At 44.5% G+C, this 13858-nt stretch carries 17 protein-coding genes; 9 read left to right on the forward strand and 8 right to left on the reverse strand.

The annotated features are described in order from the left end of the window. Positions 1 to 346: 346 nt before the first annotated feature. Entirely contained in the window at positions 347 to 634 is a 288-nt protein-coding gene (locus RH89_RS04705; RefSeq protein WP_004399813.1) for a hypothetical protein, read from the forward strand. Between the two features lie 1025 nt (positions 635 to 1659). Here the strand turns inward: RH89_RS04705 and RH89_RS04710 are convergent. Then, entirely contained in the window at positions 1660 to 2703 is a 1044-nt protein-coding gene (locus RH89_RS04710; RefSeq protein WP_004399814.1) for an IS110 family RNA-guided transposase, read from the reverse strand. A gap of 196 nt (positions 2704 to 2899) precedes the next feature. On the opposite strand from RH89_RS04710, the gene RH89_RS04715 reads away from it, so the two are divergent. From RH89_RS04715 to RH89_RS29025, 3 genes are all read left to right on the forward strand, one after another. Then, a complete protein-coding gene (locus RH89_RS04715) occupies positions 2900 to 3187 on the forward strand; it encodes a hypothetical protein (RefSeq protein WP_004399815.1) in 288 nt (95 codons plus the stop codon). 141 nt (positions 3188 to 3328) lie between these two features. Further along, the gene (locus RH89_RS04720; RefSeq protein ID WP_004399816.1) at positions 3329 to 3667 is read left to right on the forward strand and encodes an SMI1/KNR4 family protein; all 339 of its coding nucleotides are present in this window, start codon (positions 3329 to 3331) and stop codon (positions 3665 to 3667) included. A gap of 1445 nt (positions 3668 to 5112) precedes the next feature. Next, positions 5113 to 5490 carry a helix-turn-helix domain-containing protein gene (locus RH89_RS29025; RefSeq protein ID WP_080563961.1) on the forward strand — a complete coding sequence of 126 codons (378 nt, stop codon included), beginning with the start codon at positions 5113 to 5115 and terminating at the stop codon, positions 5488 to 5490. 146 nt (positions 5491 to 5636) lie between these two features. Here the strand turns inward: RH89_RS29025 and RH89_RS04735 are convergent, their stop codons facing one another. Then, on the reverse strand, positions 5637 to 5954 hold the full coding sequence (locus RH89_RS04735) for a CcdB family protein (RefSeq protein WP_004399819.1): 318 nt from the start codon (positions 5952 to 5954) through the stop codon (positions 5637 to 5639). Beyond that, on the reverse strand, positions 5954 to 6199 hold the full coding sequence (locus RH89_RS04740) for a type II toxin-antitoxin system CcdA family antitoxin (RefSeq protein ID WP_004399820.1): 246 nt from the start codon (positions 6197 to 6199) through the stop codon (positions 5954 to 5956). The genes RH89_RS04735 and RH89_RS04740 overlap by 1 nt, the downstream gene beginning before the upstream one ends. A 221-nt stretch (positions 6200 to 6420) precedes the next feature. On the opposite strand from RH89_RS04740, the gene RH89_RS29840 reads away from it, so the two are divergent. Both RH89_RS29840 and RH89_RS04745 read left to right on the forward strand, forming a co-directional pair. Continuing rightward, a complete protein-coding gene (locus tag RH89_RS29840) occupies positions 6421 to 6570 on the forward strand; it encodes a hypothetical protein (RefSeq protein WP_158091112.1) in 150 nt (49 codons plus the stop codon). Continuing rightward, a complete protein-coding gene (locus RH89_RS04745; protein ID WP_004399821.1) occupies positions 6571 to 6978 on the forward strand; it encodes a hypothetical protein in 408 nt (135 codons plus the stop codon). It begins immediately after the preceding gene. Positions 6979 to 7148: 170 nt separating this feature from the next. On the opposite strand, the gene RH89_RS04750 is transcribed toward RH89_RS04745, so the two are convergent. The 4 genes from RH89_RS04750 to RH89_RS04765 form a co-directional block, all read right to left on the reverse strand. Further along, entirely contained in the window at positions 7149 to 7625 is a 477-nt protein-coding gene (locus RH89_RS04750; RefSeq protein WP_004399822.1) for a tRNA (cytidine(34)-2'-O)-methyltransferase, read from the reverse strand. A gap of 112 nt (positions 7626 to 7737) precedes the next feature. Continuing rightward, a complete protein-coding gene (locus RH89_RS04755) occupies positions 7738 to 8349 on the reverse strand; it encodes a superoxide dismutase (protein WP_004399823.1) in 612 nt (203 codons plus the stop codon). Between the two features lie 142 nt (positions 8350 to 8491). Beyond that, positions 8492 to 9859: an envelope stress sensor histidine kinase CpxA gene (gene cpxA, locus RH89_RS04760; protein WP_004399824.1), complete on the reverse strand. Its 1368-nt coding sequence runs from the start codon at positions 9857 to 9859 to the stop codon at positions 8492 to 8494. Continuing rightward, positions 9859 to 10551 carry a response regulator gene (locus tag RH89_RS04765; RefSeq protein WP_004399825.1) on the reverse strand — a complete coding sequence of 231 codons (693 nt, stop codon included), beginning with the start codon at positions 10549 to 10551 and terminating at the stop codon, positions 9859 to 9861. Before RH89_RS04765 ends, cpxA begins: the two co-directional genes overlap by 1 nt. Positions 10552 to 10732: 181 nt before the next feature. Between RH89_RS04765 and RH89_RS04770 the strand changes: the two genes are divergently transcribed. Further along, entirely contained in the window at positions 10733 to 11233 is a 501-nt protein-coding gene (locus tag RH89_RS04770; RefSeq protein ID WP_004399826.1) for a CpxP family protein, read from the forward strand. A gap of 173 nt (positions 11234 to 11406) precedes the next feature. Further along, positions 11407 to 12189, forward strand: coding sequence for a substrate-binding periplasmic protein (locus tag RH89_RS04775; RefSeq protein WP_139063228.1), 783 nt, complete (start codon positions 11407 to 11409; stop codon positions 12187 to 12189). A gap of 39 nt (positions 12190 to 12228) precedes the next feature. Here the strand turns inward: RH89_RS04775 and RH89_RS04780 are convergent, their stop codons facing one another. Continuing rightward, on the reverse strand, positions 12229 to 12579 hold the full coding sequence (locus RH89_RS04780) for a hypothetical protein (protein WP_022551759.1): 351 nt from the start codon (positions 12577 to 12579) through the stop codon (positions 12229 to 12231). A gap of 307 nt (positions 12580 to 12886) precedes the next feature. On the opposite strand from RH89_RS04780, the gene fieF reads away from it, so the two are divergent. Next, positions 12887 to 13771, forward strand: a complete 885-nt coding sequence (fieF, locus tag RH89_RS04785) for a CDF family cation-efflux transporter FieF (protein WP_022551758.1) — start codon at positions 12887 to 12889, stop codon at positions 13769 to 13771. The last annotated feature ends 87 nt before the right edge of the window (positions 13772 to 13858 follow it).

Below are 13858 nucleotides of genomic sequence, written 5' to 3' on the forward strand. Positions count from 1 at the left end.
GTTATACCCCATTTGTTTTTCTAGGTTTTTGGGCTTGCATTAGTTGATTGTTCAACGCTCACTTTGGCTAGTTGCCAATCCACCTTGCGCGTAGTTTCAGGTTTCGAGCGGTTCAGCAAAAATCAAAGCTGGTCATTGAGTCCATCGTGTGTCTTTGGCATCTTTGTGGGGCGGTCAAGCCGCTTTGAATTGGGAGTATGGGCATAACAAAAACTTCAAACCGACAGCCAACGCGTGGCACTTTGGGTTTGCAGTGATTTAAGTGTTTACGGTGCAGTGCAGCGGCTTGATTTGTATGTTGTCTGCAGTTTAAGTTAAGCGTTATGAATTTAAAAGGAGGATGCAAATGAAGTCAGAACTTGAAGCATATAGAGAGCAAGTTGATTTGGTTCTATGCTGTTCTACAAAAGCTGATGCAAAACCGTATATAAGTAAAATGAACTTTTTTGCAGCACAATTATGCAGAAAAGCTGATCATTATACGTCTCAGAAAATTCAGAAAATTGCTGATTATGCTAGCCTAGCTGCGGGGCAAGCAAGAGATAGAGAAAGGCACATATCAAACTTGGAACAGGCTTGGTACATAGTTGAGAGCGAATTGTTAGCGCGTTTCGATGAAGAAAAAAATACATAACAAAAGCTTCAAACCGACAAACAACGCGTGGCACTTTTGGTTTGCGGTGATTTAGGTGTTTAAGGCGTAATGCAGCGGCTTGATTTGTGCGTTGTCTGCGGTTTAAGCTGGCGTTAGTACCTAGTTGAAATCAAAGATAAAAATTTCTAGTGGTAATGGGCTTTAAGGCTCTGCTTTACACCTGAAAGTCGGTGCAAATTAACCATTTTCATTGTACTAAACGTTCAACTTGCGTGGTCACACGTGCTGCACCCATTGCCAACGTAATTCTAGGTTGAGTTTGTGTGGTTTCATTGCTGTTTCGACTTTGTCGCAGTGTATTGAGGTTTCTTTGTTGTGGTTGTTGAGTTCTCAGAACGTATTCTTTGCAAACTCCAAGTGCTTTGGTTTTGGCAAGTCCAGTAGTTCATTCTTCGTCGCCAACTTACGGTTTTAGCGTGTTTTAAGTATGCAGCTGTCCGTTCTCATTTTAATGCATTGAGCCTTTAGTTTTGTGTATTACTTCAGTATCTTGGTGCTCAAAATGAGCATCGGCGCATTGTACTAACACATATGAGCCTTCCGCCTGTCAATAGGCAATAACATTCTATTGGCTGCGATAGCAGCCAATCCATCTCGAACAACAAAGTCATCTACTTCGTTTTGTCATTTCGGTCATTAAGCATGGCTTACGACAAACACATATAGAGGCTCTCTTATTGCGGTCTCACCGCAGCCAACGGTTCTTCGTTGGGGCACTAGACATTTATCGGTTAACCCTAGCTGGCTCTATTCAAAAAGAAGGGTAAACCGTGATTGTGTAAAACCATGACTTCCCAGTTATCTTCAGGCTCAGTTGGGGTGTAAACCACTTTGTTGTTCGTTTTTCACTTATGGGTGCGCACCAATGAAGCGGCTAATCAAAGCAAAAGGGCTTGGACTGCCAGGCACAGCTGACCTTGGGGGCTGAACGCCCAGCGAACTTCCGTCAGCAACGTGCTCTCACTCAGCACCAGTTAGACTTTCAGCTCACTTCATTGTGCGACTTATTCGGGTAAAAAGCGCTTTTCATCAAATACGGTTTTGTTCCTCAGCATAAAGTAAACGCATCGCCCAAGTTTGTGGGCAAGTGCAGAGAGGGCTTTGGCTTTGCTCATGCGTTTTTGCAATCGGTGAAGGTACTTTTTGGCGGGCTCATTCCCTCTCAGGTAAAGAACCGCTGCTTCAGAGAATGCCCACTTTAGATAGGCATTCCCAATCTTATTCCCATGGGTACCTTTGGCTTTGCCTGCGGACTCTGCTTTGCATTTGACTAAGCGAGAATAGGAAGCAAACTTCTGCACGGAAGGGAAACGCTCGATATTGCCGATTTCATACAAAATGGTCAGAGCGAGAATACGCCCGATACCGGGGACAGTCTGGAGAATTTGATAATCCTGAGCATTGTGTTGCCTGGCGGTTTTCTCAATAAAGTGCTCAACGCAGGCGAGCTCTTTGGTGTAAAACGCAATGACGTTTAAGTCCATATCTATGTTGCGATTGACGGCAGGCTCATCGAATTGATTGCGCACTTTTTCACGCGCACACGGGTAACGCAGTTGAACGTTAGGGCTTTGCTGGTTGTACTGGCTGAATGTGTTGGATACATGGGCTTTTAAGTTCGCACCATGTCGCATGATTTTGGTTCGTCGCCTGAGTAAATCTCGAGTGGCACGCATGGCTTTCGGATAGACATAAGCAAGAGGAAAGTTCCCGCCTCCAAGAAGTGAAGCAATCTTGTAGGAGTCAATGCGGTCGTTCTTGGTTTTGCCGCCATGAATCGCTTTCATATACAGTGCATGACCCAATGCGAAGTCAAAGGCGTAGTCGAGACAAAGGTCGCTTACCCAGTACCAGCAATGCATGCATTCAACGCCCACGATGATGTTATCTTGGTAGGGTGTCAGTAGCTCCAGTAAGGCATTGGAATCCGCATCAACCTTCTTATGGAGGACAGTATTGCCAAGTGCATCGAGAATACAGACATAAAGAATGCGCGCATGCAGATCAATACCACAGTAATAGTTATGCTGTTGATTATAAAATCTCATTGAGTCTTCTCCATTTTGGTTTGGTTGCCTTCCAGTTTACCCGATAGGTTAAGTTGGAGGAGAAGGCTCAATGAGTATCAAAGCAATCAAGGTGACCCTTTACACTTGGCGGTTTTGGTATGAAGTTCAGTGTGCTTTGTTAGCTTAGTGCGGGGCACCTCATAGCACGCGATATCTCATTGGGGGGAAATCTATTATGACAGAGCAAAACGTTACTTATTCATTTGCATGGTTTCAGCCTGAAGAATGGCAGCTCTTGAAAGAGGCTGTAGATGACCCCTCAACTCTTGATGATACATATGAAGAGTGGCGGAAAAACGCAGAAAGTGCCATAGGTGAGTTTCGGGCTAATGGGCATCGTGTTAAAAAGGTATCAATAAAAATCAGCGAGTTACTTGATTGGTGTGAGTCGAAAGGTATGAGACCAGATAGTAAAGCTAGGTCAGAGTTCGCGGCTTTCAAGGCAGGTAACCCACGTGGCTAGAGATATAACAATCGCTTTAACCTGACTGCCAACCTGTGGCGCTTTTGGTTCGGTTTGTCTTTTGTGGTTCGGTGACCTGTTTGAGTATGGTGCAGTTGGCAGCAAGTTAAGCGGGCGTTAGGGCTCTAAGGAGTAATATTTATGTTTGGAAAGGTCTTCATCGACTCTTCAGATTGTGAGTATGGAGTAATTCGGAAAACGAAAGCGACTACACCCAAAGAATTATCTGATGTAAGTGTAATTGCGGAAGATGAATGCGGTAACTACTTCATACTAAATGCCCAGGGGGTCTTTTTCTGGGATCATGAAACATCGGATAGAACTTTTCTTAGCTCCTCACTACAAGGGTTTGAGGAGAGTTGTGTTGAACCTAGATGTATTGAACTATCCGAAGGTCAGGTAATTTCTAGCTGGATAGATCCAGATTTTGCAAAATTTCATGGTGTAAAGCCCGAGCCCGAGCCCGAGCCCGAGCCCTAACAAATACCTAAATGATGATTTGCAACACGTGGCATTTTTGCAATGCGTTGCTTTTGGTGTTTAAGGTGGTATACGGGAGATTCTGAAGTCGATGTTTGGTGCTTTTTTTGTAACCCGTTTGCCAATGTGTAATCCAATCTGTTGGTTACGGTTGTCATAAGCAATTTAGGGCGGATGACAGGTTTGTGGAAAGTTATATTTAAATCTATATATGTCATTTGTTATCTATTTAGGAGGAAAAGTGAGATATTTATTTCCGGTTACTTCCTTGTTTTTCCTGATTGGGTGCGGAGAAATAGTTGTAAAGGACGATTGTTTTAATCCCTTGGAAATTAACGCCAACTACCTGTTTGGAAGTAAAAACGTAAGAGCGTTGCCATTAGGGTACGGCAATGAAGAGGAGTCCTTGCGAAGTCACGGTATTGTTGGTTACATCCATGAAGGCAGTACGTATGAGACTCTGGGGAGCCAAGATAGGTTGAAATTTACAGGACGAGTCTTTAAGAGCATTCCTAGCTGGGCTGAAAGGTACCTAGGTGGTAGTTCAGAAATTATAATGTTCGAAGCTATCTATAAAGATATGGATTACGTGGTATTTGATTTTAAGCTTCAGAATCGAAAACTACCGTATCCTTCTGAAAACTGTAGTTCTTAGAATACGCATAAAAAGCTTCTCAAGCCGATACCTCACCTTCTGTATTTTCGATTTGTTTTAGTTTTAGACTTACCAAGTTTATCTTATGGTGATAGTTTGGTTGCAGCTTAACGCGTTGCTTGAATTTTTCCGCGACAATATGGGCTGTTACTCGGGAAATTTTGTAGATTAAGGCGAGTAACGAATTCTTGGAAGGTGGCTTTTCCGTTGGAGTTAACGACGTGGATACTAAAGTGATTTTTCGTTAAACCGATACCGCCAAAATAAGAACAATTAGACATGGTGCCTCCAGTGTTAATCAATACCACCTCAATGGCAGATCTTTGGAAAGGGGAATCGTTACGAGCCAAAATTTGAAAGGACCACGAGATGTCTTTAGAACCGCAAGAAATTACTAAATGTGACGAATGCTCAAGTCCGTTTGTAACACGAACTTCATCTATGCCTCACCTTTGCCCAGAATGTTGTCATTATCTATATGGTTACGAGAACTGTGATCATCAATTCGTAAATGGTCTGTGTGCTTTGTGTGGTTGGGACGGTAGTGTTTCGGCTTTTATAGCTAGTTTGAAGAAACAGAACTCATAACAAAAACATGTGACGACGCAAAACTGTCTGGAGGTTTTGGTTTAAAAGCTCAGTGTGTGCTGGGGTTTGGTCGTGGCGCACCAAATGTAAGTGTAATATTGCTAAAACAGGACCTGTCGGCATCCTGTCGTGTGGATTTCGTCACCGACACCTCAAAATATTTGACATTATTATCGCTCAGAGGAGCGAGGGAATATCAATGATATTAAAGAAATTAAGAGCAGAGAAAAATTGGTCACAGGAGCAACTTGCAACATTTAGTGGGCTTAGCACTAGAACGATTCAACAAGTAGAAAGTGGTCAAAGTGCAAGTATTGAAACTCTTAAATCTATTGCCTCTGTATTTGAAGTTGATATATCAAAATTGACAGAGGAAATTAAAGTGATAGATAAAAATCAGAGTATTGGAAAGCACAGCATTGGTTCTTTAGAATGTCAGCTTGGGGGGACAGCTTCACGGAAAGCCCAAATTAGGATCGAGTTAGTACTTTTGGGGTTAGCTATTTTCGAAACCATAATGATTTACTTTCACCCCTGGGCATGCAGTTATAGCCCTGATACTGATGTTCGCCCTTTATAGCCACGCTGTTTTTATCAGATAGGGTGATAAGAATAAAGCTTGGGATACGTAATACAGCAAGTCACTCAAGCAGGACAAATAACACAGTTGGCTCTCGTTCGTACTTCGCAAGTTTAGCCAAGTGTTCCACGCCGCTTAGCAAGGCGTTATATACCAGTAATCAAAAAATCGATAGCACCGATAATTTCGTTTCTAAACGTGCTTAGCTCGTTGACTGGGGTCGTAAGGATTTCAGTTGGTACACTAGCCATTTGTTGAGTGAGGACCACAAAGTCACCTTCATCAATATGGATTGTAGGACACAGATGGCTAGGGGCTTTTTTCGCTAGCAGCTCAATAGGAGTTAAGGGAATGACCAAGCGAGTATTCAGTGAATCTAGCAACTCGCTTTGGACATCAACAAAATATGGGTAAGCGCTAGCGGTGCTCTTATCGTTGTTTTTATAAAGCGTAAATTGTGACATTAGAATGCTCGGTATGAATCAGAAAATAGTCCGTGTTTCGTAGTTAAGTCGTTACAAGCTTCAATAGCTTCAGCATTTTGTTCTAACCACTCGGCTTTCAATTGCTGCTTTACTTCTTTTTCCAAAGCCTTTTCCATTGTTGCTGATAGGTTGATGTTTAGGCGCTTAGCTTCAGCGAGTAACTCACTGTTTAGACTAAGGTTTGTAGCCTTTTTAGGTGCGTGTGAATTATATGTATTTCTCATAAAGTAACCCTATGCGTATTAGTAATGCGTATTGAGTGTAGGTGAAAGCTAGGCATATAACAAATTGTTTAAGATTCAACCAGCAACCAACGCATGTCGTTTTTGGCATGCGTTTTTTATTGATGACTAAGGTGTCTTTGCTCAGGCTTCGTAGTAGATGAATTCGATGTTTTTCATTTATTGGGCGAATGGGGTGAGCCGATTGCATATGGCTGTTATTAATGGAAATTTTGCTATTAACGACACTTTTGGGGAGTGCGTCCGTTCCGCTGTCTAGCATCTACAAATTAATGACTCTGGATGTGCTTGGCATTGTTCCTAGTGAAGTAAAAGTGGTCACAAAGACGCCAGAGAATTTTGAAGTGACGTAAGTGGATCTCAAGATTACTTCAATCGATAACGGCAGTAAGAGCCAAGAAGTTTTTCCTTTGGTTTTGGATACCGATGCGAATTTCAATGCGGAGGTAATGGAAGACTTACGTGCTAATGAACGTTTATTTGCGCTGTCTTTGTCTGAAGAATACTTGTCTCGTTTAACCAATAGCCTCGATAAAATTCGGGCAGAAAGAGACAACGGGCAAAGCGATAAAGACTACAGCTTAGGAATCATCATAGTTGATGTTTGCGTCCGTTTTGAACAGCCTTTGGAATATGCTCCTGTTTCTCTTTACCTACAGCCTAGCGAGAGCATAGGTATCTTCAAAGTGCTGAATGAATTCAATTTAGCGTCGCAGGATTTAAGCCCAAATAAGAATGTGAAAGACTGGAGCGATTGTTGAGTTGAACGGTTTTTCCCGTATGACGCCATCTTTCGGCGTTGAAGTTAGAATCGCAGCTATCTTTCTTGCACAGGCGATTATCGCAATTTTTATGGATTCGCCTGTGTCTAAAAGTCTTTGATAAGTTACTTTGAAAGCCCGGGTACGGGTATTGCTATAGCTTCGCCAGTTTACACTGCGCCTTCAAAGCCCAGTTGACGCCAGGCTTCAAACGCGATGATGGCAACGGCATTGGAGAGGTTTAAGCTGCGGCTGTCTGGCATCATTGGAATACGGATGCGTTGCTCCATTGGTAAGCTTTCAATGAATTCTGCAGGTAAACCACGCGATTCAGGTCCGAATATCAATACATCGCCTTCCTGAAATTTTGCATCGACGTGATGCCCTGTGGTTTTTGTTGTGCATGCAAACAGGCGGTAGTCTTTGCCTTGCGCATCCATGTATTCAATAAAGGCGTCCATGTTGGCGTGACGTTTCACACGCGCCAGATCGTGATAATCCAAACCGGCACGTCTGACTTTCTTTTCTTCGAAATCAAATCCTAATGGCTCAATCAAATGAAGGTTGGAACCACAGTTGGCGGATAAGCGGATGATGTTGCCCGTATTCGGCGCGATCTCTGGCTCAAATAAAACGATATCCAGCATGACAAATCTTATGAATAAATTGGGTGAAAGGCATTATGAGGTAAGAAAAAAGAGCAAGCAAGATGCTTACTCTTTCAATACTGTAAGGCGGTATGTCGCTTGACGTGCAATATTATTTAGCTAGTGCTGCTGCGTAGTTTTGTGCAACTGCATCCCAGTTAACCACGTTCCACCAAGCATCGATGTACTCAGGGCGACGGTTTTGGTAGCTGATGTAGTATGCGTGCTCCCACACGTCTAGCGCCAGTACTGGCTCACCACGGTCAGATGCAACGTCCATTAGAGGGTTGTCCTGGTTACCTGTAGAAGTGATTACCAGCTTACCATCTTTAACGATCAGCCAAGCAAAGCCTGAACCGAAGGTGTTGATCGCGGCTTGAGCGAATTGTTCTTTGAATGCTTCGAAACTGCCAAATGTTTCAGTGATAGCAGCACCCAGATCGCCTTGTGGTTCGCCACCAGCGTTTGGAGCCATGCAGTTCCAGTAAACAACGTGGTTGTAGTAACCGCCGCCGTTGTTACGAACCGCTGGAGCCTGGTTAGAGATTGAATCAAAGATAGTCTCCAGAGACTGGCTTTCTAGATCAGAACCTTTGATGGCTGCCGTGAACTTGTCAAAGTACGTACGGTGGTGCTTGCTGTAGTGCACTTCCATGGTTTTAGCATCGATGTACGGCTCCAGTGCGTCGTATGCGTACGGCAGTTCTGGGAATGTGTGTGACATTATTACTCTCCTTATTATTCATCCAGCTAACCGAGCAAGGGAATCTTGGGGTTCCTAGATAATGTACAACAATGTTAGTGATAATTGTTTTCGTTATCAACTTGTGAATAGTAAGGACTTAGATGCTGCTGGAATAAGCCAATTAGCTGATAGGTAAGGTAATGCACACTTGTAAGCCGCCTAAAGGGCTGACGTTGGCTTTTATGCTGCCGTTGTGTTGTCGAATGGCACTTTCTGTAATGGCTAAGCCAAGACCTGCTCCGCCTGAATGGCGGTCTCGGGCGGTGGATACTCGATAGAAGGGGCGGAATATGTCCTCCAGCTCTTCTTCAGGTACGCCGCTGCCGTTGTCGTCCACCGTAATCTGTAAGGTCGATTGCTCAACGGCAAATGATACAGAGACAGTGCTTTCACCATAGTGAATGGCGTTACGCACGATGTTTTCCACCGCACTCATCAAAAGGTTAGGATTGCCGTGCACATTGACGTTTGGCAGTGAAGTATAGGTCAGCGTTTTTTCTTTCTGCTCCGCTTCAAACTGCGCGTCTTTAAGAATTTCTTCCCACAAATCTGCCACGTCTAAATGCTGGCGATCCTCATGGCTATTGATTTGCATGCGTGAAAGTTCCAGCAATTCGCCGATCATTTTTTCTAACCGCTCGGCTTCGGTATCGATGCGTTTCAGTTCGTCACTTTCCCCCTGTTTGCGAGTCGCCAGCGCATTGGCCATTCTCAGTCGCGTTAACGGGGAACGAAGTTCATGTGAGATGTCGGAAAGAAGCCGTTGCTGACCGGTGATCATTTGATCAACGGCTAATACCATTTGATTGAAGCTGGTGCCGGCTTGCTGGAATTCCCTTGTGCCTTTTTCCAAATCTGGGTCGGCAACGAATTCTCCTTTAGCGACTCGTTTGGCGGCTTTTTCTAATCTGCGTGCCGGCTGGCTTAGTGCCCATGCAAGCCAAAGCAGGAGTGGGGTGCTGGCGAGCATGACGACAAACAACAACTGCAACGGGCGGTCAAACAGTTGTAGCAAGAAAGGGGGAGGCTGATTCCACTTTGCAGTGCTGAATAGCAATAGATTCTGCCCAGAAAGCGTCACTGGAAACGGACCCGCTACCATCAGGCGACCATACAGTTTTTGCTGGGGCGTGATATCGGTCAGATTCGATTGGGTGATGAAGTTTTGCAGTGCCTTGCGGATTGGACCTCGTTCTCTGGTCAGCAAGTTGCCTTCTAAATCTGTTAAGTAAATTAACGGGCGCTTACCGTGATGGTCTCGATTGGCCAGCTTTCTGGCAAGCTGCTCAATGTCTGGGTAATTGCGAAGGCGGTTTTCCAGTTTGGTGACTGACTCCTGAATACGATCCAGATGATCCGGTGGAATATCGTGTGGCTGTCGCGGGTCGAAGTTCGGCGCAATCAACACTGCAATCAGCACCAACAGCATGGTTAGCCAGAAAATCGCAAAAATTCGCCCATACAGGCTTGATAGCAAAGGGATACGCATTAGCCAGCCTCGACCAGCATATAACCACGTCCGCGCAGGGTTTTGATTCTGGGTTTATTGTCGCTTCTCAGCGGGAGCTTTTTGCGCAGATTAGAAACGTGCATATCGACGGCGCGGTCAAACGGAGCAAGACGTTTCCCCAGTACATCCAGGCTGAGTGTCTCCTTAGTTAATGTTTCTCCGGGGTTAGCGACAAAATGGCTGAGCAGAGCAAATTCTGTGGTGGTTAAGTCGAGTAAGGCATCGCCGCAGTAGGCTTCCTGCTTCCCTGGGTAGACTTTGAGATCCTGATAAGCGGTACAATCCGGTTCTTTATTGCCATTGGAATCGTTGTTTTGCGTGCGTCTGAGAATCGCGCGTATACGAGCCATCAGTTCTCTGTCTGAGAAGGGTTTGGGCAGGTAGTCGTCTGCGCCCAGTTCAAGGCCAATCACGCGGTCTATCTCTTCTCCTTTTGCGGTCAGCATCAAAACAGGGGTCTGCCAGTTTTCACGTAACTTCTTCAGCATTTCCATGCCGTTAAGTTTGGGCATCATGATATCCAGCAAAATCAGATCAACGCTTTCATCTACGGCGTCTAACCCCGCTTGTCCGTCGTTTGCCTGGCTGATTTCAAAGCCCTCAAACGTCAGAATGTCACTCAATAAGCTGGTCAATTCAGTATCGTCATCTACTAATAGGATATGTGCCATGGTCACCTCAGTTACGCGTCTTCTATTCTCATGATACTCACAAATTATCTGCAACCAGAACTCTTTACGTTGATTTACGCTTTCTAAACGTCACTTTACAACCCGCGTCTTATTCTATCCTCAAGCGCTGCAAACGCAGCTCGAAAGCAACAGTTTTCCAATGACGATCGAGGACAGAATTATGAAACTAGCAAAGAAAATGGTACTGATGGCAGCCGCTCTTCCTTTGGTTTTAGGCAGTGCAAGCGTAATGGCTTTTGGTGGTAAAGGTCACCATAAAGGCGGACACGAATTTGGTGGGAAATGCGGTGTTGGTCTGGATAAGCGAGTCATGCGTAAACTCGACCTGACAGATGAGCAGAAAGCACAACTAAAGCAAATGCGTGAAGACGCACGAAGCAATATGAAAGGTAAGTCTTCGGAAATGTTTGCTCAGAAGCAGGCACACCAGCAGCAGGTTCAGCAACTTTTGCTAGCCGATACCTTTGACGAAAATGCAGCTCAGGCTCTGGCGACTCAAATGGTAGAAGCGCAGACTGAAAAACGCGTAAAAATGCTTGAGCAGCAACACAAAGCTATGAGCATTTTAACTGCAGAGCAGAAGACTAAACTGCAGGAGCTACAGCAGGAACGTGCTGAAAAATGCGCCGAGAAATTTGCAGAGCGTCAGCAAGACAGCTAATTCGCATCGGTTTACATGAGCACAGAAAAGCAGCCATCAGGCTGCTTTTCTGCATTCTGGCTTGTGTGTTTGGTATATAAAAACTTTGTTGTCTATGATTTTGTTATCGGTTCTGAATAGGGGTTAACCAAACGATGTGGAGAGTGGTATTTCCAATATTGATGATGGGGTTGATGTCTTTATCTCTTCCTGCCACGGCTGGCGATACAACCTGTGTTCTGAAAATGGGGTATCGCACTAACGAGCGCCCACCGAATATTGCCCGAGCTCCCGACAACTCTGGCTTGTATCTGGACCTTTACCAAAAAGCGGCAGAAATGGTGGGGTGTGAATTACAGGTCGTCCGGCTTCCTAAAAACAAAGTCATTAACCTGCTTGAACGGGGTGAAATCGATTTCTACCCCGGATTTAACCTGACTGAAAAACGTGCCTCGTTTGCTTACTTTATCGAAAATGGATTGCCCGGTGGCGATATTGGCGTGTCTCGTGAAGATTTTCCAGACATCACGGATTTAAAACAATTGAAAGGCAAAGTATTGCTTCGGGCAAGAGGCTCTCCAGATATCACCGGAGGAGTGAAGGGCATTCATGTAAAAGAACCTCCGGAGATGACTTCAATGCAGGCGGTCGACTTTCTGCTGCGTAACCGAGGGGATTTTTACATCTACAACAAATCAACACTTGAGTATCAACTCAAACAGAACAAGGTATCAGGAGTAAAGTTGCATCCGGAATGTTGTGGTGGAGTCGTGCCGCTGTATCTTGGTTTTTCTCAAAAATCTCGGTGGTTTTCGGGCAAACCCAATAAGAAGTTCAAAGAAAACAATCCTGTTACTAAAGAGAATTTTCCTATTCTCATGCAGGAAGACAGCAAGGCTTACCAGTTCGCTCAAGCTTTGTTGGACTTAAAAAACAGCGGTCAGACAGAAAGTCTGTATAACCATTACTACAAATAAAAAGGTCAGCTATTACAGCTGACCTTGAGGCAATTCTGATTAAGCGGAACACTTAAATTGTGTGGTCACTTCATAGGTTGCTTTGTAGTTTGGATCTTCTAAGGTTTGACCCAGTTTCACCAATGAATCCATGACCTGGTTGCCCGTTTTGATTTCTTCGGGAAGAATGGTTTTAACATCCTGATTGATAACCAGTGGGTGAGAGTTTTCGCCGAAGCGTTTTTCGCAGGTAGCTTTGGTATCGCTGCTTGCCACTCTCATTGCGTTGCTTTTGTCATCGTCTGAGAAGAAGGAGTTGAACGTACCGTCCTGATTTTCGGTTACTGTGCCCTGAACCGTTGCACAGCCTACTAGCGTTGTTGATAGGCCCACTAACAAAAGAGAAGCCATTGTTTTTTTATTAAGCATATATGTGTATATCGTTTGTGAGTTTCGTTGAAACTTTATAATCCGTTCACTGAATTTCAATTCAATTTTCAATGCAGTAGTGAAATTTGTGACCGGCTTTAAAACTACTTATAAAACAAACGGATTTTGTTGAATTAACGGTTTGCTGTTCCTTATTTTTCATTGGTTTACCGAAATTAGAGGGCGATTGGCGATCTGTGACGAATTACATCACCTCTTTTTTGTGCCACAGCAAAAATTAAAGTAATTTGAACACATAAAAATAAAATAACAGCAGCAATTTGGCATGATGAAATCTGAATACTCTAAATACGTCTCCATGGCAGCATGGCTGGCGACACTGGTAGCAAGCCTGCTTCTCATCGTTAAAGTCGCCGCATGGTGGGTAACGGGATCGGTGAGCTTACTGGCTTCATTGATTGACTCACTATTGGATATCGCAGCCTCAGTAGTGAATCTGATTGTGATTCGTTACTCGCTTCAGCCGGCAGATAAAGAGCATTCGTTCGGACACGGCAAAGCCGAATCATTGGCGGCACTGGCACAGGCGATGTTTATCTCGGGATCGGCGTGTTTCCTGATATTAAATGGTGTCGACCGCTTTTTCCGACCGCATGAACTGCAATCTCCAGAACTGGGCGTATATGTCAGCTTATTTGCGATTTTTGTAACAGGCGGGCTGGTGGCTTTCCAGAAACATGTCGTCAGAAAAACAGGCAGCCAGGCCATTGCGGCAGATTCTCTGCATTACCAATCCGACTTGTATATGAATGCCGCCATCATACTGGCGCTCGGGCTAAGCTGGTATGGCATGGGACAGGCGGATGCCATCTTTGCCATTGGTATTGGCGTGTTCATTCTGTCGAGTGCGATTCGCATGGTCTATGAGGCGGTTCAGTCTCTGCTGGACAGGCAGCTTCCTGATGAAGAAATTGAAGATATTCGTACCATTACCTGTTCGGTAGAAGGCGTCGAGGGGGTTCACCAGATTCGTACCCGAATGTCGGGACCTGTTCGCTTTATTCAGCTCCATCTGGAGTTAGCCGATCACATGCCGCTCATTGAAGCGCATCGCATTTCTTTAGCCGTTGAACATAAATTGCTCGAAAGATTCCCCGAAGGTGACATTCTGATTCACCAAGATCCACTTTCTGTTGTTCCTGAAGCTGAATAATCTGAGGATCGTACGTTATTAAGTTAATTACTACGAACCGCGAAAGAAAGAAGACAAATGGAAGAGAATTAGCTATCTTTTGTGCAA

Origin of the sequence: Vibrio nigripulchritudo ATCC 27043 (genome assembly GCF_000222685.1) — a bacterium.
Classification (GTDB): Bacteria; Pseudomonadota; Gammaproteobacteria; order Enterobacterales; family Vibrionaceae; genus Vibrio; species Vibrio nigripulchritudo.